Origin of the sequence: Algoriphagus aestuariicola (genome assembly GCF_017254835.1) — a bacterium.
GTDB lineage: Bacteria > Bacteroidota > Bacteroidia > Cytophagales > Cyclobacteriaceae > Algoriphagus > Algoriphagus aestuariicola.
The window spans coordinates 395,153-417,178 of the sequence record NZ_JAFKCW010000005.1; the positions used below are offsets into that span (position 1 = coordinate 395,153).

A 22,026-nucleotide genomic window follows, 5' to 3' on the forward strand; every position below is an offset into this window, starting at 1 on the left:
CCTTCGTTCGAAAATTTGGCCGGTACATGCTAGATCGCATCATTCAGTGGAGTATAGGGCATAAGCTCATCATTTTCATTTTTATCGCCGTTTGGATAGGATTTGGGATTTATTCCCTTTCGCATCTCCCGATCGGCGCAGTTCCCGACGTGACCAACAACCAGGTCCAAGTCATCACAACGTCCCGAAATCTCGCCACGGAAGACGTGGAGAAGTATCTGACCTATCCAGTAGAGCTGGAAATGGCCAACCTTCCCGGAGTAAAGGAGATTCGCTCCGTTTCCAAGTTCGGTTTGTCGGTGGTGACTATCGTTTTTGAGGAAGAGATGGGAACCTACCTTCCGCGCCAGCTTATTTCGGAGCGCTTAATCATGGCGCAGGAGCGGATTCCAGAAGGCTTTGGCACTCCTTTCATGGGACCTATCTCTACTGGCTTGGGTGAGATTTACCAATACATCATCGATGTAAAGCCTGGCTACGAAGGGAAGTACTCGACCACGGATCTGCGCACTATTCAGGATTGGGTGGTGAGGCGTCAGCTGGCCGGCATATCTGGTGTAGTTGAGATCAATACTTGGGGTGGCTATCTCAAAGAATATGAGGTGGCGATTAATCCCGACCGCCTGAAGGCTATGAATATCAACCTTGCGACGGTCTACGAAGTGCTGAGCAAGAACAACTCAATCGCGGGTGGTAGCTATATCGAAAAGACCAACGAAAGCTTTTTCATCCGTGGAGAGGGACTAGTAAGTAATCTTGAAGACATCGGAAATATAGTAGTTGACCTGCGAAATGGAGCTCCAGTGTTTATTCGGGATTTTGCCGAAGTGCGATTTGGACATGCGAATCGATTCGGCGCAATCACTGCGAATGGAGAAGGGGAAAAGGTGCTAGGCCAAGTCATGATGCTCAAAGGTGCGGATGGCAAAAGAACCATCGACCGAGTCAAAGAGCGCATCGCCGAGATGGAGAATACCCTTCCAGAAGGCGTCGTGATCAACGGCTTTCTGGATCGCTCTGATCTGATCGCGCGAACAACCTTTACCATTGCCGAAAACCTAATCCTCGGCTGTCTCATCGTAGTGTTCGTGGTGGTGTTGCTCTTGGGCAATTTCCGTTCTGGGCTGGTTGTCGCTTCGGTTATTCCATTGAGTTTGCTGTTTGCGTTGGCGATGATGTACATCTTCGGTGTCGATGCCAATCTGATGAGTTTGGGAGCGATTGATTTCGGGATCATCATCGATGGCGCCGTGATTATCGTGGAGTACATCGCGTTCCGATTTACCAAATCCTCTGCTCTTTTTGCCGGGCTTTCACGAAAGGAAAAACAAGGGGAGAAGGACAAGATCGCACTAGAAGGAGCCACCAAGATGATGCACTCTGCCGTGTTTGGGCAGATCATTATCATCATCGTGTTTATCCCGATTCTTTCACTTTCCGGTGTGGAGGGCAAGATGTTCCGTCCAATGGCCGAGGTGTTCAGCTTTGCTCTGATCGGTGCCATGATTTTGGGATTGACTTACGTGCCTGTAGTTTCCTCGCTTTTCCTAAAGTCTGAAGCTCCGGGGCCGAAAAACGTCTCTGTAAGGCTAATCGGATTTCTCAACAAGATCTACGAACCTACCATCAATTGGGCTTTGAAGCATTCAAAAGCCGTTTTGGGCGGAGCGGCTGCGATCCTTGTAGGGACTTTTCTCCTTTTCTCCACTATGGGTTCTGAGTTTGTGCCGACGCTTGACGAAGGGGATTTTGTGATCCAGCCAGTCTTGAAAACCGGGACGACGCTGACTAACACCGTGGAAACCATCACCAAGATGGAGAAGATCCTTTTGAAATTCCCTGAGGTGAAGCAAGTCGTGACCCGAATTGGCGCGGCGGAGATTCCCACCGATCCTATGTCCATGGAGGAAAGTGACGTGATCGTGACATTGCATCCACCATCTGAATGGACTACCGTGGAGACTAAGGATGAATTGGCAGAAAAGTTCAAGGTGGCGCTGGAGGCAATTCCCGGCTTGGACTACGAGTTTACCCAACCGATCGAGATGCGTTTCAACGAGCTGATCACTGGCGTGAGGGCTGATTTGGCGATCAAAGTTTTCGGCGAGGATCTCGACGTGCTGTTGAAGACCGCGCAGGAAATAGAAGCGGCAATTCAAGGAGTTGAAGGCGCAGCTGATATTATCCTGGAAAAAGTAGACGGACTTCCACAAATGAAGATTGACTACGATAGAGCCAAAATCGCAAAATTCGGCTTGAACGTTGAAGACCTGAATCAGGTCGTGACTTTGGGTTTCGCAGGTATGAGTACCGGGACTATTTTCGAAGGCGAGAAACAATTTGACTTGGTTGTTCGGTTTGCGGAGCCTTTCCGCAAGGACATATCCCATCTCGAAAATGCGGCTATTCAGCTTCCGGGAGGCGGAAGCGTTCCGCTGCGTGAACTAGCAAAAATCACCTACACCAAAGGACCCGCGAAGATCTCCAGAGACAACACGCAGCGTCGAGTCGTGATCGGTGTCAACGTGCGAAACCGTGACTTGCAGTCCGTGGTGGATGACATCCAAGGAATTGTTGCCAAAATCGACATTCCGGAAGGCTACCGTGTAGACTATGGCGGACAGTTCGAGAACCTTCAGCAAGCCCGATCCAGATTGCTCATCGCAGTGCCGGTCGCGCTGATTCTCATCTTTATCTTATTGTATTTCGCATTTTCCTCGACTCGCGACGCTTTCATGATTTACACCGCCATTCCATTTTCGGCGATTGGTGGAGTGCTGCTGCTGTGGATTCGGGATATGCCCTTCAGTATTTCCGCAGGTGTGGGATTCATTGCCCTTTTTGGTATTGCGGTACTCAATGGCATTGTGATGATAGAACATTTCAAATCCATGAAAAACAAATACACCTCTATCCGTGAGTTGGTCATCGTGGGGGCCAAAGAGCGTCTCAGGCCGGTACTGCTCACTGCCTCGGCTGCTGCTTTGGGCTTTTTGCCTATGGCTGTGTCAGGCTCGGCCGGAGCAGAAGTTCAGCGTCCTTTGGCGACTGTCGTCGTCGGAGGTTTGATTTCAGCGACCCTTTTGACTCTGGTGGTCCTTCCGGTCTTGTATGTGCTTTTCAATTCTGGAGAAAAGGGGAACAATAAGTTTCCAAAATCGGCAGCAGTTATTTTGGTGTTGATGACCGTACTCAGCCTTCCGGCTTTTTCCCAAGATGACATACAAAAGCTAAGTTTGCCTCAGGCGCTGGAAATAGCCCAGGAGCAAAATATCAGCATCAAAGCCGCACAAAAAAGCCTGGAAACGGCCACTGCGATGAGCCGCTCGGGTTGGAACATCGACAAGACCGAGGTTTATTACGGAATAGACAAAAACGACATTGCGGAAAACGGCATTTACAACCGAGTTTGGGGAGTGAGGCAGCGATTTGATTTTCCCTCGCTCTATTCTGCGCAAAAGGACGTGCTTCAGGCTGGAGAACTTCAAAGTTCCGCTCAGTTGGAGCTTGCAACAAGGACGCTAAACAAAGAAGTAAGCCAAACCTTTGTCAAGGCACTTTATTGGGACAATCTGGAGAAAAACTATAGTTACCTCGATAGCCTTTACGGGGAGTTTGTCCGTGCATCTACGCGAAGAATGGAAACCGGAGAGTCCAATCTTTTGGAAAAACTCACCGCTGATAGCAAGAGAAAGGAGATCAGCCTGAAGATGGCAGAAGCGTCGAGAAACTACCAAATCTCTATGGATCGACTCAAACAGCTGTTGAATATCGAGGGAGAGCTGGAGTTGAGTACCGAGGAAATTTCTTTTGAAAGTCAAGTAGATCTGGAAAGCCACCCCGGACTGCTGCTCTATGAGTCGGAATTCCAAAAGGTGGAAAGCCAAACCAAGGTGGATCGCCGCGCGATGCTGCCAGACGTCAACGTGGATCTTTTCCGAGGTACCAACCCTGGACAGGATGCAAAGGTCTATCCGGGATTCCAGGCTGGTATCGGGGTTCCGCTGTTTTTTGGCTCCCAGTCGGCGAAAGTCAAAGCTGGCAAGATCCAACAGGAGCAGATCCTACTCCAGTCCGAAGCCTATAAGCAGCAACTCCAAACCAACTATGCCAAGATTCAAAGCGTCTTAGCTCAGGATCGGGAAGTGATCGAATACTACGAATCCGAAGGGGAGGAGCTGGCTAAACTGATGCGGGAGCAGGCGATCCGCTCTTTTGCGGAAGGCGATATTGATTTTCTCCAATACGTCCAACTTATCGAAAACTCCAGAAATATCACCCTGCACTACTTGCAGACCAAGCTGGACTACCAACTCAATCAATTAGAACTTATTTATCTGAACAACTGATGAAATCTATTCAGTCCAAGTATATCTTAATCGGTGCCTTTGCTGTTTTGACCGGGGCATTTTCCGGCTGTGGCAAAGACGCAAACACTGCTGCCGAAAGCATTGAAGTAGCGAAAGCGCCCGAGGGCTCTACGGAGATTTTTCTCACTGCAGAGCAGTTTAGTACCATGGAGATGGAGTGGGGGAATCCCACACAAGGGGACTTTTCCAATGAAATCAGCGTGCAGGGCACCGTGGGCATTCCAGTAGAGGGCATGCAGGAAATTTCCGCCTATTTCGGAGGCTATGTGAGTGGGCTGAAGCTGCTGGAAGGCCAAGCCGTGCGAAAAGGCCAGGTGCTTTTCTATCTCGAAAACCCGGATTTTATCCGATTGCAACAAGACTATCTCGAGACCAGCAGCCAGTTGGCTTATTTAAAAGCCGAATTTGAAAGACACCGAACTCTCTACGGGGAGCAGATTTCTGCGCAAAAGAATTACCTGAAGGCTGAAGCAGACTATCAGGGCGCACTTGCGAAAAGCCAAAGTTTAAAAAAGCAGCTCAGCTTGATCAACATCAACGCCGACCAACTCACGCCTGAGACGATCCGGGCCAAGGTTCCGGTTAGCTCTCCAATCAATGGTTTCGTGGAAGATGTGCATGTGGTTCCGGGAGCTTTTCTCCCAGCTTCAGGCAAGGCAGTGACCTTGCTAAACAAGGATCATCTGCACATCGAATTGTTTTTGTTTGAAAAGGACGCTCCAAGAGTTCATCCTGGACAGAAAGTGGAAGTTTCCCTGCCGGATTCCCCTGACAAAGATTTGATTGCCCAGATCTACGTCGTCGGGCAGTCCATCAACGAGGAACGGCAGATCAATGTACATGCGCACTTGGTCAATGAGGAAGAAGAGAAAAGTCTGATTCCGGGCACCTTCGTGCAGGCAATGGTGCAATTGGATCCCCAGCAGTCTTGGGCTCTGCCAGAAAATGCGTTGGTAGAAGTTGATGGAGATTATTTTATCCTAGTTCAGAAAGAGAAAATGGCTCAAGGCTTTAAGTTGGAAAAAGTCAAGGTAACCCCCGGAGCCAAGAGTCATGGTAAGACTGCGATCCAGCCTGTGAAAGGAGTCGATGAATCGACGGTCGTGTTGGTAAAGGGAGGGTTTAATTTGCTTTAAAAAAAGTGTTCAGTGTTCAGTCTCAGTTTGCAGTGGCGGCATTCAGTACTCGGTGTTCAGTCGCAGTAGGCAAGTGTTCAATGTTTAGTCAAAGCCAGCTACTGGACCTGCTACATTTGATTGGACAGTAAGTTAAGCCCCCTTAACTTAGAACCGATGAAAAAAAGAGAACGAAGATCCTTTGACAAGGACTTCAAATTGATGGTGGTGGAACTCCACAAGAGTGGTAAATCCTCCAATGAAATCAGCCGTGAGCTGGGTATTCCTTCCGATATGGTACGGCGCTGGAGTCGGGAATTTGCATTCAGTGGCGATACCAGTTTCGCTGGAAGCGGAAAGCAAATAATGACTGCTGAACAAAAGGAAATCGCCCAATTGAAGAAAGCCCTGAAGGAAGCAGAAATCGAAAGGGACATTCTAAAAAAGGCCGTCAGCATCTTCTCCAAGAGCGACCACAAATATTCCGGTTCATGAAAGACCACCAACAGGTATTTGCAGTCGAGAAGATGTGCCGGGTCTTTCAGGTTTCTAGAAGTGGTTATTACCATTGGCTGAACAGAAAACCCTCCGAAAGAGAATTGAAAAACCAAGAATTGCGCACCAACATTCTGGAAGTACACAGACTGACAAAGTTTCGTCTGGGGAGTCCCAAGATTAAAAAAGAACTCGAGGACAGGGGATTTTATATCTCTCGCCCCAGAGTCGCCAGATTGATGAAGGAGCTGAATATCAGGAGCATCGTCCAAAAGAAATTCAAAGTGGTTACTACTGATTCCAATCATGGGCATGCCATCTCTCCCAATCTGTTGGACAGGGATTTTACAGCCCCTAGACCTGGCCAGAAGTGGGTGTCTGACATTACCTATGTGAGAACCAACCAGGGCTGGCTCTACTTGACTATTGTTATGGATCTGTATGACAGAAAGATCATCGGATGGTCGATGAGCAGAACCATGGAAGCTCACAGAACGGTGGTAGCAGCTTTTAAAATGGCTATTCAAAACCGACCGGTCAACCCGGAAGAATTGATTTTTCATTCAGATCGTGGCGTCCAATATGCCTGCGGGGAATTCCGGAAATTGCTCAAAGCCTATCGAATAGTTCAAAGCATGAGCAGAAAAGGAAACTGTTGGGACAATGCCGTAGCGGAAAACTTCTTCAAAATCCTCAAATCAGAATTGATCTACCAGATCCCGAATCTGCAGTACGACCAAGCTCGAATAGAGATCTTCGAATTCATCGAAATCTGGTACAACAAAAAGAGAAAACATTCCTATCTGGACTACCTCACACCCGAACAATTCGAAAAATCAAACCAATCCAAAGCAGCTTAACCTATTGTCCAGTTTTTTGTAGCAAATCCACTGCGCGGCGCGCTAGAAATTGCGCTTGCCTATGGAATGAAGCCTCCCTTTCAAACAGACCTTTCTATCGATTCCCTACGCTGGGAAATCGTTGTCTGGAAATCCTTAAGCTTTGACTCTGTCACCAATCACGGGGTCGACATTGGCCGAGGTCTGTCGATAGACCGAAAATCGGGAGAAATAAAAGAAATCGAAAAGAGGCGTGATTGGGAGAAATAGTGCTGCCGTGTCCTTTGCTTAATGAAAACACCTAATCATTTGGTTTTTGGTTTCGAAATTGTCAACTTAAAAAAGCGCCTTAGCTCAGCGTTCCGGGCACTCCAGCAGGGCTTCTGGGATGGTTGAGGAGAAAAGAAAAAATCGATGAGATATCCTTTACTAGTTGCCTTCCTATTTTTTGCGAACCTTGGCTATGCTTGTTCCTGTGCGCACTGGGGTCTGCCTGAGCATTTCGATCATGCCGAATTTGTAGGAGTGGTGGAAATTATCTCCATACAAAAGCGGCGGGATTATCGGGATGATTCAAAAATAGAAATTCGACCTCTGGAGATTTTCAAGGGGAAGGAGATCGAAGCTGTTTTTACCACTAGTAGCAACTGTGCTTTTGTCGCAAATGTCGGTTCCAAATGGCTGGTGTATGCTGATGCAGGGGAAGACGGGAAAATGAATACCAGCTATTGCTCTGGAAACCTCAACTTTGAATCCGTTGTGGACTCGGCCGCTTATCCCACACTCAGAGGGAAACTAGAAAGAAGGCTGCAGGTAAAACTCGAGATTTTGCGGAGCCTGAAACGCAACAACATCACGAGATTGTACAATTCAAGCCTCTACGCCACTGGATCTTTCGAAAGTCTGAAAGGGTATTCGGAGGAGAAAAGTTTCGGAATTTATAGACTTGGTATAGGCCCTGATTTGGCAATTGCACGTGTTGAGGCTGTTGATGGATTTGAGAATCAGGAGCTGTCTGGGGAAATCACAAAATTCTTGAAAACTCAAAAATTGGTCTTTCGGGGTACGGGAAAAACTCCAACTAATGAAAAGAGAGAAATTGTGATGATTCTCTTCTACTATCCTCAAGAGGAAGGATATCCAAGTTTCATCAGCACAAGTGATCTGTAACAGCCTGCTAAGATCTCTGGTTTACTGTAAATTGCACGTCTATCCAGCTTGAAAGTCCAGCGGAAATAATTTGGAAGATGATTTTATGCTTTTTTTGCAGTAATTGAATGTGTCTATCGAAATGAAAGGCAATCGTTCGAAGTCGCCGACACTTCGGTCTTCCGACTTGAGTGAAGAAGTAAAGAGGCTCGCTCGCTAGATTAATTACAAACATATTTTATAAACTCATCTATCAGATAAATCATGGGCAAAGTCAAAGTAATGAGTTATACCATCTCCCTGGACGGATTTGGAGCCGGTTCGGAGCAGAGTCTTGAAAAGCCTATGGGTTTGGGTGCCGAAAATCTCCACGACTGGCTGCGACAGACCAAGCGCTTTGCCCAGATGATCGGGCAGGAGGGAGGCTCGACCGGCGTGGACCATGACTTTGCGGAGAAGGGCTTCGAAAACCTAGGTGCTTGGATCATGGGCCGAAACATGTTTGGACCCATACGCGGGGACTGGCCGGATGGAGACTGGAAAGGCTGGTGGGGTCCCAATCCACCCTACCATGTGCCGGTGTTTGTACTGACGCACCATGAGCGCGAGCCCTTGGTGATGGAGGGAGGCACAACTTTTTATTTTGTCACCGAAGGGATAGAATCAGCGCTTACTCAAGCGAAAGAAGTTGCAAACGGCAAAGATATCCGGATTGGCGGAGGGGCTGAGACCATCCGGCAATTCTTGCAGGGCGGCCATATCGACGAACTTCATCTGGCCGTTTCTCCGCTTTTTTTGGGTTCGGGGGAGCATTTGTTTGCCGGGATTGATCTCCCTGCCTTGGGCTATAGGCAGGTGCAGCGGGTGGAAGGGGAGCATGCGACGCATATTCTGATTACCAAAGGCTAGCTGTTTTCAGAGGACAAGTCCTTTGGGCTGCCTGGGGAAGCGTTTGAAAAACTGGTGTGGGAAACCTGATTTTTTCCTACTTTCATCGGGTATAAACCACTAAACCCAAAAACCATGAAACCCTTCTTATCACTTGTCTTATTTTTTCTGTTTATCGGATTTTCCGCCAAAGCCCAAAATGCAATCAACGTAACCGGGACCTGGAATCTAACTGTGGAAACCGACGCGGGCAGCGGAACTCCGACATTTGTCCTAAAGCAGGATGGGGAGAAAATCACCGGTACCTATAGCGGACAGTTGGGAGAAGCGCCGCTCACTGGCACGATCCGGGGCGAGGTCATCCATTTGGAATTCGCCATTGAAGGAAACAAGATCATCTACGACGGCAAAGCCACTTCCACTGAAATGGAGGGAAAAGTCGACTTGGCAGGAATGGCCACCGGAACATTCAAAGGCAAGAAAAAGTAGGAGTCAGACACTATAGGCAATCATCGTAGTTAGGTCAAGATTTTTCATTACCGAAAGGCAAGGAGACTATATTTTACTGGTAACTGGATTTGATGTTTTATAATTTGTTAGTTTATCACCACTGCTTTACCTTGGATTACTTTGAGTTGGCAGCGGACGATCATAGCAATAAAACATTCAAACGAGCTCTTATGCACCCTGTTCTAAAAAACTTTCTTGCGGTTATTGTCGGCATGCTGATCGGCGGCGTTGTAAACGGACTGTTGATCATGAATAGTGCCGCGATCATTTCCCCTCCGAGAGGTGCCGATCTCACTACCGCGGAAGGATTGACTGCCGCGATGGCCTTGATGGAACCCAAGCATTTTTTTGTTCCCTTTTTAGCCCATGCGCTGGGAACGCTGGTTGGCGCCTTTGTTACCGTGAAGATCGCGGCTAACTACAAGATGCCTCTGGCTTTGCTGATCGGACTTCTGTTCCTGATCGGAGGCATCTATAGTGTGATGACAATGCCATCACCATTGTGGTTTAATGTCGTCGATCTGCTAGGTGCCTATATTCCGATGGCCTGGATCGGGGCAAAACTGGCAGGTGCCAAACCTACATCCAAACGCCGACGGCGTTCATCCCGAAGTAGAACCGGTGCCTGAAGGAAAAGTGCCCAACTCCTCGATCTGATAACCTTCCGGATAGCTGGGTCTTTTCCGTTTCGTTCCTAGTACGGGTTGTTGGGGCTCCCTACTGATTTTGTGAAAAAAGGCATGGATGAAGAGGCCTTTCTTTGCTATCCATTTCCGAACTGCCGAGACCTTTCTTATGCCCAGACTTTCCCGAAGGGGATCGTCCAGCAAGGCAAAGACGAAGGGTCGACCCAAACCAAAGAGCCATTTGGGCACATAGAAGCCCAGCATCAGATCTACAGTCTTGTCCGCGATGATGCGGTTGCTCGGCGCAAAACGAAAGTTTTCCCGCTCGTAGCGGATGTTGTATTCCTCAAATTCTTGTAAGGTCTGGGGCACATTCTTCAGATTCATCCGTCGGCCCAATTCCAGGTAGTTTTTGAAAATCCCCTGCTTCTCGACTTCCGACATGGGACGGTAGGCGTAGCGTTCCGTCCAGCGGATCGGCTCGAAGATGAAGGTGGACAACACGTAGAGAAAATCATCGTTGGAGATGTCAAAGCGACCATGCATGGAGTTCATCCGCCGGATGGCCCGTTTTCCCCGGAGGCTGTTCATGCCATGTTCGAGGATTTCAAACAGGATGAGCTCTGTGTCGTCGTACCGCTTTCTGGGACGCTGTACAAACTCGCCCGTCTCAGCGAGCAAGCCTGAAATAGAAGGAACAGCAAAAGTTCTAAACAGCGCAAACTCCAGCGAACGCTCCAAGTCCCAAGGGAAGACATGACCACTCAAGAGGAAGGAGATTTTTTCGTGATCGGTCTCGGGATTCAGGGATTGGATTTGAGCTGAAAAAGGTTTCATGTACGGGGCGGATTGCTGCGGTGTAATTTACTGGCTGGCTGGCTTTTTTACATATCCTGTCTGGATTTTTCCTTATTTTCATGGGAAATCAAACCCAAAAACCATGAAAAGAATCCTGTTCATCCTGCTGTTTTTAAGTTGTCAATTTGCCTTTGGCCAGGCCGAAAAAGAAGTGGATGCCGCCGTGAAGAAAATGCAGGCAGCTTTTTTGGCCGAAGATGTGGCCACTTTGAGAACCTTGACTTCGGAAGATCTTAGCTATGGCCACTCCAGCGGGACAGTGGAAAATCAAGAACAGTTTCTTGCAGTTTTCGAATCCAAGGTGACCGACTATCAGAAATGGGATATTTCCGACCAGACGATCAGCCTACACGGCAAGTATATCGCGTTGGTGCGGCATAATATCTATGCGGAATTTGCCGAAAATGGAAAAGTGAACAGCCTAAAACTTGGTTTGTTGATGGTTTGGGTAAAGGAAAAGGGAGGCTGGAAATTGTTGGCAAGACAGGCGTTTAGAACTCCAGCGGCTTAGAATTGGATGAGGATTCGCTCCATTTCAACTCTCCAAGGGCTTTAACCCCCCTGGAGAGTGCATACTGACAGTATAAGGTACTTCCGTCTCCGGTCTACTGTTTTTTTTCAGAACTCAATTCGATAGCTCAGCAAAGGAATCATAGGCGACTGGTATGCCGTTTCGATTTCTCCAGACATGGGTTCAAAGTAGCTCCCGTAGATGTTTTTTCGATTGGTTAGGTTCTGGACGTCGAGGGCCAAGGTGCTGGTGGACTTGGGTCGATTCCATTTCAGGCTGACACGAAGATCCGTACGGAAATAGGCAGGATTTTGCTCCTCAAAAGCCCGGCTTTTATCATAAACCGTCTCGTTATCTGTTATCGACTGCTCCAGATCTATCGGCGTGGCACGCAGGCCGCCGCCATAAATGCTACGAAGGTTGATGCCTAGCATACGGTTTTTCTTTAGGTGATATTCTTTGCCAGCGGTCAGGGTTAGGTTGGCGTTGCCGTTGTAGAGGGTGTTTCTCCACTTGTTTTCCTGGGTTTTGTACAGGGAATTGTACACCGATGCGGAGAGGAGGAAGTAGAGGTCCTTGTGGGTAAACTGCTCCAGGGTAAACTCTGCCCCATAGTTTTTGCCAAATCCTTCATTGACCAGAGGATCCGTCATATAAGTCCATTGCTGGTTGATGATGGAATACGTTTCGGTCTTGCCTGGCTTGACCGGAATATTGTACAAATGCTGATAGTAGCCCTCGACTTTCATTCGCAGATAAGGATTCAGCTGTCGATCGTAGCCCAGCACCAAATGATGCGATTTGCTAAGATCGAGGTCTTCATTTGGCTTGATGATCTGGCCATTTACCTCCTGCTCCGCAAAGTAGGTGCCCAGCGGCTGTACCTGGCTATGGAGGCCATAGCCCAGGCTAATGCGCTGCTTTTCGTCCAACTCGTAGGAAGCGCTGAAGCGGGGCTCCAGGGAATTGGAGTTGTTGAGCAAAAACTGGAGGTAGTGGAGGCCGACGTTGAAGGTGAGTCTTTCGCTGGCGCGATAGTGCAGCTGGGAGAAAGCCTGGACACTCTGCGAATTGCCCTTGGAATTGATGTGCGTTTTCATCACGTCGCTGTCTTCGTCATAGCCATTTTCCCGGAGATTGTAGTAGAGTTGGTTGAAGTACAGCCCGCTTCGGAGGTTTGCCCTTGCCGAAAGTTTAGAATTCAAAGTGGTATTGACGGTCACCTTGGAGTTGCCAAAGTTTTCATAGCCCCGCTCCTGATCGTTGTATTCGTTGTCCAGACGGCTGTATTCATCGCCGATTTCATGCCCAGAAGCAAGGACGGTTGCTTGGAGAAAATTGGACTTGTTCAGAATGTAGGAATATTTGATGCCCGCTGCTCCGGTATTGGAAAAATAGTTGGAGCTATACCTATCCCCCTCGCTTTCCCAGATCAAGGAATCTTTTTCGGCAGCACTGTTTTGGTCGCTCAGCCCACCAAATCCAAAAACGCTAAAGCTGCTCTTTTTGCCGGCCGGCAGGAATAAGTTAAAGGACAGATCCTGGAAGTTGGTCACAAAATCTCCCAAGGGCACGCCCAGTTGGGAAAGAATGGACAGGGTGGAATATCGATAATTGACCAAATAAGAACCTTTGTAGCCCTTGGCAATCGGCCCTTCTGCAGCAATATCCGTCCCGAGGAAACCCGCCTGAAAGGTGAATTCCCGGTTTTCGTTATTGCCCTTTCTCAGGCTCAGGTCAAAGACTCCTGACATGGCATTGCCATATTCGGCTGGAAACGCGCCTGTGATAAAGTCCGAATTGGCCAGAAGCTGGGCGCTGAGAATGGACACGCCCCCACCGGAGGTACCCGGATTGACAAAGTGGTTGGGGTTAGGGATGTCGATGCCTTCCATTCGCCAAAGCAGTCCGTTGGGGCTGTTGCCGCGGATGGAGATGTTGTTGTTGCCGTCATCGGTGCTGACGACACCCGAAAAGGATTGAGCCATTCGTCCAGGATCATTGACAGCCGCAGCAAATTTGCGGGTTTCCTCCACGGAGAATGTCCTGCCGCTGACAGTCACCATATCGTTGACGGTCCGCTCTTTTTCGGCCCCCATGACCACCACTTCATCCAGTTGGCCAAAATCTTCCTCGATCGTGACAGCCAGGACAACCTCTTTGCCGGAATTGACCAGGATATTGGGAAGGATGAGATCCTTATATCCTACAAAGCTGACTCGGAGGGTATGGTTGCCCAAAGGAACCTGTTGGATTTTGAAGTCCCCGTTTGCGTCTGTAGCAGTTCCCATCAAAGGGTCGGTGTTAAGGACAGTCACCGTTGCGCCGGGAATCGGAATTTGACTGACCTGGTCGACCACCCTTCCCCTTACGGTTTGGGTTAGATTTTGGGCTTGGAGGGGATTGATTGCGAAGCAAAAAATCACCAAAAGGAGTTTACTAAGCGAATTCATAGTGTTGGTTTAGGTTAGGGAATAGAGTTGGGAAAAGGCAAGGCGGTGCCAGGCGGCCGACTGGGAGGCAGTCGGCCGCTGGAGTTTGAGCCAGGAAAGTCAAAATGGATTATGCGTTAATTCGTCCGAAAGAAGTTGGGAACTTAGATGTTGGGCTTGTTTCCCCACCTTCCTCCGCCCACGAAGAACCCGAGGGTAAAGCCGAAATACTCGTTGGTGGCCTTGCCAATCACTTCCCCGTTGACATTTTGGAGATTGCTGGAGGGCACGAAGTTGTATTCGGCGCCAATCCGGAATTTTTGGAGCTCTACCCCAACGCGTACCATGGGCGCCCAGGCAAAAGAAGCCTCGAGGTTATTTGCGTCCTCGATGTTGTCGCCCTCTACCTCGATATTGCTCAGGGCATAGTATCCAAATCCAGCTCCCACATAAGGGGCTACTTTTCCTTTACCGTAGTTGAAGTAATAGTTGGCTGTACCGGAGACTGATAGGTTGGCGGAGAGCTCACCCTCGTAGTCATCGGGGATTTCGTAATAGGTGACGTCCTTGGCCATACCGGTCACGCCCATTCTCAGGCCGACGGCTAGGTTGTCCAAGACAAGGATCTGGGGCTCAAGATGTACCATGGCACCGATTCCTCCGTCTTTTGGCGCGGCGAAACCGAGATCCATTTGGTATCTGAATTTGCCTGCTTGCTGACTATAGGCGGTGTTTATGATTAGCAAAGCGACTAGTACTCCAAGTAATTTTTTCATTGTTTTTTTGGTTTTAAATGTGGATCCTTCGTTTCGTCTGGCCGTAGCTGAGGAGAAAAGAAAGAGTTGGTTTAGCTTTCGTTTATAGGACAATCAATCAGGGTTTTACCCCTACCTAATTTTGAATTATTTTGACTTTTTTTTCCGCTAAGCGCAAAGGCTGAGAGAATAGATTTCCGGAGGCTGCGAGAAATTTCAGGCCGAAAACTCTCGCAATCCTTATTGAGGTCGCAAAGGATAAAAGCTTCGCTTCTTCTTGGTGTTGTTGGAAACGGCCGCTGAAAATCAGATGGCCAAAGGCTCATTGAGCAACAAATCGCTCTGCTTTTAATTCTTCCTGTTCTTTGTGGTTAAATTTATTTGACTTATAAAAACCGGAATCCGGCTTTGAAGCCCCACCAGAATTGGCTTCCCAAGTCTTCAGGGTGGTAGACATCATTGTGGATTTTTGTATTGGTGTAGGTGAAGAGCTCCGGATGGAAGGCGTAGGAAGTATCGTAGACGCGGAAATTCGCAGTCGGTCCGGCGAAAATTGCGAAGTTTTTGGTCGCTTTGAATTCCGCACCTATGTACCCCCGGTTGATCAGGTTGAGCGCATGCATTCCACCCTGACTCAATTGCTCAGAGCTGATTTCGATATTGAGGTAAGTTTTTTTGCCCAATTTGGGTGAGGTACCTAGTCCATATCCGAAGGACCAAGTCACTTGCTCATTCGATTCAGGCCGGAGCCCCGCGAAGAAAATGTTGTAAAACTCGCGCTTGCCGGTGCGAAAGGCCAAGTTGAGGGGAAGAACCTCGTTGACGCTAAGTTCGATGCTGTGGTATCCCGCTCTCACAAAGCTGAAAACCCCAACGGGAACCCCACTGATGCTGTCGGAATAGTTGAACACTCCGAGCTGAAATCCATTGACTTTGTTGGCGAAGTTGACTGTTGCTACTTGAGAACCCTTGACCTCACGAGCAGCGAAATTCAGTACGCCAGCGACCTGGGTGCCTTCTAGCGCTGAAGCGGTAAAATTCACCACGCCTGCAACCTGCACGCCGTCGACTTTCTTGGGGGAGAAATTCATGACTCCAGCTAGCTGCACACCATCAATTGGACCAGTACTGAAGTTAGTCAAGCCTGCCAGCTGGACCCCTTCAACCGAGTCTAAGTTAGAATTGAAAAGTCCCGCGAGCTGGACTCCGGCGACTTTCCCTCCAACTTGGTTGAAGAGGCCCGCCAACTGCACCCCGGTCATGTCACCTCGGTTGATGTTGAATAAGCCTGCCATTTCGAGTTTTCTGGTTCCCGCGGAATAGCCTCCCAAGAGGTTGAAAGAATAGTCATTGACCATATTTCCTGAATACATGCCGTTGGTGCCGACATAGGGTACAAAGGAAAATTGAAAACCGATGGAAGTCGTGTCGCTCAGGTCTTTACCAAAAGGATCAAATCGGAAAGGTTCGGATTTTTGAAATGCCAAAGGTTTTTGCTTTGATCCAACGCTGTCCGATTGGGTTTGGAATGCTTGGGTTTCCAGTCCGAGTAGGGAAGAGAACAGGAATGCTGCTAGAATTTTGCTTATCGTATTCATGATCTGGTTTAGTTTCGCCTATAGGACAAGCGAAATCAGATCTACCCCTATTCACCAAGAAAAAAAATTTACGAAGGACGATTTGAAGTACTCAGACCAGTCGGGAGCCTAGGACCTACCGGGACTTGGCCAATTTTGTAACCTGCCAACATAATTGCCCCTGCAGACATGGATGCTGGCACGGTCGGTGGGGAAATTACTTTCCTCTCATTTACTTAACAAATGTGAATTAAATACATTACATTCACTTTTGTTAAGTAAATAAATCCAACATGGCACAACATTCATTGGGCGAATTTGAAGAACTGGTATTGCTGATGGTGGCGGCGCTCCACGACGAAGCGTATGGCGTATCGATCCTCTCCGGGCTGGAGAAGGAACTTGGAAAATCACTGAACATCAGTGCGGTTCATGTTGCTCTGAAACGGATGGAAGAGAAGGATTTTGTGAAGTCGCGATTTGGGGGGATCACAGAGGATAGAGGAGGCAGACGCAAAAAGTACTACGTCATCACTGCCTTGGGCAAAAGAGTGCTGGATGAGCAATTTGCTTTGAGAAGCAATATTTATAACCGGATTCCCAAAATCTCCTTTGGCTAATGCAACCTCCACGAAAGGCGCTTGCTTTCCTCCGCTGGTTTTGCCGAGAGGATTACCTTGAGGAGATCGAAGGGGATCTGGTGGAATTGTTTGAAAACAGGCATACCAACCTGTCTCCATCCCAGGCAAATCGGAAATTCACCTGGGATGTGATCCGGTCCTTCAGATTGCGAAACATTAAAAAAATCGACTTATCACATCTGGTTCATCCAATCATGTTTCAACACTATGTCAAACTCGGCGGAAGGCAGCTCCTGAGAAACAAAGCTTTCTCTGGTATCAATATTTTCGGCCTTTCGATGGGGATTGCATGCTGCCTTACCCTGCTGATTTTTGTTGGATACGAATCAAGTTTCGATAATTTCCATCCCTATGCAGAACGGAGCTACAGGGTCGTTCAGCATACCCAGTACCCAGATCAGACACTTTATTGGAATACCACAGCCTATCCTTTGGCCGAAGCACTGAGAGAAGATATTCCAGAGCTGGATTTGGTCACTCAAGCAGCCGGACCATTTCAAAGATTTTTCACGCTGGAAAAGGAGGGCATGGATGACTATAAATTCGAGTCGAAGTATGTCTTGTTTGTTGATCGATTCTACTCTGAAGCATTTGATCTAACCTGGATTGCCGGGGATAGAAAATCGGCGTTTCAACACCCCAATTCAATTGTTTTGACTGAAAGCATTGCCCAAAAATGCTTTGGGCAACAGGTTCCCAGTCAATCGATCCTTGGAAAAACCATCATGCTTGCAGGTAAAGACCCCATGCAGGTGACCGGAATTATAAAAGACGTACCGGGCAATTCCAACCTCAGGTATGAAATGCTGGTTCCCTATGAATTTTTCAAACAGAACAATCCCTATCCTGCATCAAATTGGTCAGGAAACTATCAAGGGACCACATTTGTGGTGGTTTCAGACCAACACCGCCCGGAGGAAATCGAGTCGTCGATATCCGTTTGGAAAAAGAAGTATCTCACGAAAGAAGATGATAGCCGGATCTCCTATAAGCTTCAGCCTTTGGCCGAAATTCATACGGAATCTCTCTACGGAAGCAGCCCCGGAAGCTACACCATGCCCGGTAATATGCTCCAGACTGCCAAGTATGTTGGAATATTTATTTTGCTGATCGCCATTGGCAACTTTGTCAATCTTGTGACGGCTAAATCTGTAATCAGGGCCAAGGAGGTCGGAATCAGAAAAACGATTGGAAGCACGGGGTTTGATCTGTTTAAGCAATTCGCCTTAGAAAATTCCCTCCTTGTTGCGATCTCGGTTTTACTTGCGCTGGCATTTTCTGTTTTCTTAATCGGTGAGGCGAACTCAGCCTTTTCAATCATCAATCTCCAGTTGACGTTTCATTGGACTGATGTAGGGACGATTGCATTTTTGGGAGGGATCACCAGCTTATTGGGCACAGCCTATCCGGCTATTGTTCTTTCCTCCTTCAAACCTCTTCAAATCATCAAAAATGACCTTCCTACTTCAGGTACACGGGGGTTTTCTGTAAGAAAGGCGGTCACTGTGTTTCAGTTTGCCATTGTGCAATTATTTATCATTGCCACAATTATCGCAGCTGTCCAAATGGATTGGTTCAGGCACAAGTCACTCGGGTTCACTACTGACGCCGTAGTGATGTTGCCCGTTCCACAATCCGATAAAATAGAAACCTTCAAGAACCTCCTGACTAACAATCCAGAAATCAATGATGTTGCCATTGGTTCAGGTCCGCCTATGGCTGTCAACGGCTTCCAATTGGGAACCAGGTTCAGGACTTCGGATATGCCAGATACAGATGGGTTTGAGGCCGAGATGAAAATCGGGGATCGCAATTACCTGGACTTTTATGGGTTGGAGCTGATTTCCGGTAGAAATTTCACCGGCAATAAAATGGAATTTGACGAATTCATAGTCAATGAACGCCTTTTGAAATCCCTCGGCTGGACGCCAGAAGATGCCGTCGGAAGGAAACTGACCATCAATGAAGGCGAAGCAACTGTCATTGGGGTGGTGAAGGACTTTCACAACAACTCCCTTCAACATGACATTTCTCCCTGCATCATACTCAACTGGAGTTATTTTCAGGATCAAGCATTTGTCAAGATCAGCAATATTAATCCGCAGGTTTTAGAATCCCTTGAGCAATCATGGAAAACCTCTTTTACAAAATCTGTCTACAAGTATGAATTCGTTGATGATTCTATCGCGAGGGAATACTTCGTTGAAACCCTTTCATTCAAAGGATTTACGCTGTTCTCGATCATTGCAGTCATTATTGGGAGCCTTGGGTTGATTGGGCTAATGACCTTCATCACCACCCAGCGGACCAAAGAAGTGGGGATCCGTAAGGTGTTGGGCGCCACCGTTGCCGAGCTTGTCTTATTCTTTTCAAAGGAATTTACGGTATTGATAGGGATAGCCTTTTTGCTGGCCTTGCCTTTTGCCTATTTCCTGATGCAATACTGGCTGGAAGATTTCGCCTACCGCATCGAAATGTCCTGGTGGATGTTTTTGGTAGGAGGAATCCTCACTTTGATTATCGCAGGACTGAGTTCTGGAATACAGGCCACCAAAGCAGCTCTGGCAAATCCCATCAAGTCGATAAAAACCGAATAAAACGAAATTCTGCCCAATTGAGTCATCTGAAAGACTGATTGAAACACCAGCATGAAAACCTCCCCTCCAAAACGTCCCCTTCAATTTCTCCGCTGGTTTTGCCGAGAGGACTACCTTGAGGAGATCGAGGGGGATCTGATTGAGGTATTTGGTAGAGAGGTGGAAGGCTCTCCGAGAAAGGCCAGATGGAAATTTTCCTGGAATGTCATTAAGTATTTCAGGCCGGGATTTATTAAGAAAATGGGAGTATTTGAACCAAGAAATAATTATGGTATGTATCGCAACTATCTAAAAGTTTCCTTTCGCGTTTTTAACCGGGAAAGGATGTACAGCCTGATCAATGTCTTTGGGCTAGCACTGGGATTTGCCTGCTGCCTCCTGATCTTCCTCTTTATCAAAGATGAGCTCAGCTATGACAAATTTCATAAGGACAGCGATCAGATCTATCGCGTCGCCTCTGCTTACATGAGACAGGGAAAGTGGGAACCCTATGGCTCAAACTCTTGGAGAACCGCCGATCTGATCAAGGCCAATTTTGGCGAAATCCAGCAATTGATAAGAATAAGAGATGACTCAGAGGTCTTTGTGTATGAAGAAAAGCAAATTATTGAGCGGAAGATTGCCTATGTGGAGGAAAACTTTCTGGAGGTTTTCAATTTCCCACTGCTCGAAGGCAATCCAACCCAAGCTTTGAAAGGCCCAAACAAAGTGGTGATCTCAGAGTCTGCAGCCGCCAGGTACTTCGGAAATAATCCGGCAATCGGGAAAGTATTTGATGCAGGAGACGGGGCTTTTCAACTTGAGGTAAGCGCGGTCATGAAAGACATGCCGGCTAACTCGCATTTTCATTTCGATTTTTTGATTTCCGGAGAAACCCAACGTCAGGTGTCTCCAGAAAGCCTATTTACCAATGTGGGATGGGACTCACAGTACGTTTACATCAAAGTAGAACCCGGAACGGATCCTGCTGCAATTGATGCCCGATTTCCTGACTTTATCAATGACAACCTCGATCCTTTCAACAGTAGCAATTTCAAGCTGTTTCTGCAGCCACTCACTTCCATTCACCTTGAGTCGGACACTGGCTTGGAACTCGAGCCGAATGGCAGCCTCAAAAACGTCTACACCTTCTCAGTGATTGCGATTTTCATCCTTGCCATTGCCTGTGTCAACTACATGAACCTGACTACTGCCCGCTCGCTGCGCCGGGCAAAAGAGGTTGGCATGCGGAAAGTCTTGGGAGCAAAGCGCTTCGATTTGATCAATCAGTTTTTGACCGAGTCCTTCATGATGACCTTCCTAGCGATTTTGCTTGCGGGTGGGATTTCGGTGTCGGTTTTGGAGCTGTTCAACCAGTTTGCGGGTAAAGCGTTTTCCGCAGATCTGCTTTTCCAACCCGAGATCCTTCTGGTCATATTTTTGGCGTTTGTCATCATTGCAATGGTTTCAGGTTCATATCCTTCTCTGGTCCTGTCTGCCTTCAGACCTCTCAACAGCATGAAAGGTGCGGGAAAAACAGGCAAGTCCGGGTTTGTATTCAGAAAGGGATTGGTGGTCCTGCAATTTATCATCTCAATGGGCCTGATCGCCGCTTCGATGATTGTCTTTAAACAGTGGCAATACCTAAAAACCAAAGAATTGGGGATCAATCAGGAAATGATGGTGACCATTCCGCTCCAGACTATGGAACGAAGTCAGTTGGATGTATTCAAGAATGAGCTTTTCAAAAAAGCATCTATCAAAGGCGCAGGAACCTCCAACATGAAGTTGCCTGGATGGATCTTCAACAGTACTCCCTACAAAGCACAGGATGAAGTCGTGGATGCGGAAGCGGGAAAGAGCATGAAAATCATCCGGGTGGACATGGATTTCCTGTCGACCATTGAAGCTGAATTCATGGACGGCAGGAATTTCAGCGGGGAATTTCCCGCAGACTCCAGTGCCTCGGTTATCCTGAATGAATCTGCAGTCGCCCAACTCGAATGGAAAGATCCGATCGGGAAATGGATTGAACTGGGAAACGGGCAGCAGTACACGGTGGTCGGGGTGGTAAAAGATTTTCATTTTGAATCCCTCCACCGAGAGATCCCTCCTACTATTTTCATCTTTTCGCCAGACTTTCTCAACTACGCATATGTCAGGATCGACGGTCAGGACGTGCAATCTAGCATAGCGCACATTGGCGAGGTCTATTCGGCATTTGTCACCAATAGGGATTTCAGTTATTCATTTATGAATGAAGACATCGCCCAGCAATATGAAGCTGAGGAAAAATTCGCCTACATCTTTTCCATCTTCACGGTGCTTGCAATCGTGATAGCTTGTCTGGGCACTTTTGGACTAATCTCCTTCTCTGCGGAGCAAAAGCAAAAAGAGATCGGCATCCGAAAAGTACTGGGTGCTTCGGCGAGACAGGTGACCTATATCCTGATCAGAGAGTTCCTTACTTTGCTTCTGGTTGCCAGCCTAGTTATGTGGCCGTTGACTTGGTATCTGGCCAATAACTGGATGGGAAGTTTTGTGTACCGCACCCAGGTTGGGATTCAGCCTTTTTTGATTGCAACCGTCCTTGCGATGTTTATAGTCCTCCTCACTATTGGCTTTAGAGCGTTGAAGGCAGCATTGGCTAATCCGGTAGAAAGCCTCAGGTCTGAATAAAGTTT

General features: G+C 47.8%; 15 protein-coding genes. 11 read left to right on the forward strand and 4 right to left on the reverse strand.

Annotation, left to right across the window (positions count from 1 at the left end):
• Positions 1–26 precede the first annotated feature (26 nt).
• From J0A67_RS20890 to J0A67_RS20920, 7 genes are all read left to right on the forward strand, one after another.
• The gene (locus J0A67_RS20890) at positions 27–4,349 is read left to right on the forward strand and encodes a CusA/CzcA family heavy metal efflux RND transporter (protein ID WP_206571336.1); all 4,323 of its coding nucleotides are present in this window, start codon (positions 27–29) and stop codon (positions 4,347–4,349) included.
• Positions 4,349–5,506: an efflux RND transporter periplasmic adaptor subunit gene (locus tag J0A67_RS20895; RefSeq protein WP_206571337.1), complete on the forward strand. Its 1,158-nt coding sequence runs from the start codon at positions 4,349–4,351 to the stop codon at positions 5,504–5,506. The genes J0A67_RS20890 and J0A67_RS20895 overlap by 1 nt, the downstream gene beginning before the upstream one ends.
• 156 nt (positions 5,507–5,662) lie before the next feature.
• Positions 5,663–6,840, forward strand: a protein-coding gene (locus J0A67_RS20900) for an IS3 family transposase (RefSeq protein WP_206571338.1) whose coding sequence is annotated in 2 segments (ribosomal slippage) — positions 5,663–5,936 and positions 5,936–6,840 — 1,179 coding nt in all. Because the reading frame shifts where the segments join, the coding sequence is not laid out codon by codon here.
• A 393-nt stretch (positions 6,841–7,233) separates the two neighbouring features.
• Positions 7,234–7,989: a hypothetical protein gene (locus tag J0A67_RS20905; protein ID WP_206571339.1), complete on the forward strand. Its 756-nt coding sequence runs from the start codon at positions 7,234–7,236 to the stop codon at positions 7,987–7,989.
• Positions 7,990–8,232: 243 nt separating this feature from the next.
• Positions 8,233–8,877 carry a dihydrofolate reductase family protein gene (locus J0A67_RS20910; protein WP_206571340.1) on the forward strand — a complete coding sequence of 215 codons (645 nt, stop codon included), beginning with the start codon at positions 8,233–8,235 and terminating at the stop codon, positions 8,875–8,877.
• Between the two features lie 114 nt (positions 8,878–8,991).
• The gene (locus J0A67_RS20915; RefSeq protein WP_206571341.1) at positions 8,992–9,345 is read left to right on the forward strand and encodes a hypothetical protein; all 354 of its coding nucleotides are present in this window, start codon (positions 8,992–8,994) and stop codon (positions 9,343–9,345) included.
• Between the two features lie 92 nt (positions 9,346–9,437).
• The gene (locus J0A67_RS20920; RefSeq protein ID WP_241265280.1) at positions 9,438–9,995 is read left to right on the forward strand and encodes a hypothetical protein; all 558 of its coding nucleotides are present in this window, start codon (positions 9,438–9,440) and stop codon (positions 9,993–9,995) included.
• On the opposite strand, the gene J0A67_RS20925 is transcribed toward J0A67_RS20920, so the two are convergent.
• Positions 9,969–10,829, reverse strand: coding sequence for an oxygenase MpaB family protein (locus J0A67_RS20925; RefSeq protein ID WP_206571342.1), 861 nt, complete (start codon positions 10,827–10,829; stop codon positions 9,969–9,971). The genes J0A67_RS20920 and J0A67_RS20925 overlap by 27 nt on opposite strands.
• A gap of 103 nt (positions 10,830–10,932) precedes the next feature.
• On the opposite strand from J0A67_RS20925, the gene J0A67_RS20930 reads away from it, so the two are divergent.
• The gene (locus J0A67_RS20930) at positions 10,933–11,361 is read left to right on the forward strand and encodes a nuclear transport factor 2 family protein (RefSeq protein WP_206571343.1); all 429 of its coding nucleotides are present in this window, start codon (positions 10,933–10,935) and stop codon (positions 11,359–11,361) included.
• A gap of 107 nt (positions 11,362–11,468) precedes the next feature.
• Here the strand turns inward: J0A67_RS20930 and J0A67_RS20935 are convergent, their stop codons facing one another.
• From J0A67_RS20935 to J0A67_RS20945, 3 genes are all read right to left on the reverse strand, one after another.
• Positions 11,469–13,814 (reverse strand): TonB-dependent receptor, encoded by a 2,346-nt coding sequence (locus tag J0A67_RS20935; RefSeq protein WP_206571344.1) that lies wholly within the window; start codon positions 13,812–13,814, stop codon positions 11,469–11,471.
• Positions 13,815–13,957: 143 nt separating this feature from the next.
• Entirely contained in the window at positions 13,958–14,569 is a 612-nt protein-coding gene (locus J0A67_RS20940) for an acyloxyacyl hydrolase (protein WP_206571345.1), read from the reverse strand.
• 365 nt (positions 14,570–14,934) lie between these two features.
• A complete protein-coding gene (locus tag J0A67_RS20945; RefSeq protein WP_206571346.1) occupies positions 14,935–16,146 on the reverse strand; it encodes a hypothetical protein in 1,212 nt (403 codons plus the stop codon).
• A 272-nt stretch (positions 16,147–16,418) separates the two neighbouring features.
• On the opposite strand from J0A67_RS20945, the gene J0A67_RS20950 reads away from it, so the two are divergent.
• Genes J0A67_RS20950 through J0A67_RS20960 form a run of 3 tightly spaced genes read left to right on the forward strand, consistent with a single transcriptional unit; the run spans position 16,419 to position 22,021 of the window.
• A complete protein-coding gene (locus J0A67_RS20950) occupies positions 16,419–16,745 on the forward strand; it encodes a PadR family transcriptional regulator (protein WP_206571347.1) in 327 nt (108 codons plus the stop codon).
• A complete protein-coding gene (locus tag J0A67_RS20955; protein ID WP_206571348.1) occupies positions 16,745–19,363 on the forward strand; it encodes an ABC transporter permease in 2,619 nt (872 codons plus the stop codon). Before J0A67_RS20950 ends, J0A67_RS20955 begins: the two co-directional genes overlap by 1 nt.
• Positions 19,364–19,414: 51 nt before the next feature.
• Positions 19,415–22,021, forward strand: a complete 2,607-nt coding sequence (locus tag J0A67_RS20960) for an ABC transporter permease (protein WP_206571349.1) — start codon at positions 19,415–19,417, stop codon at positions 22,019–22,021.
• Positions 22,022–22,026 lie beyond the last annotated feature (5 nt).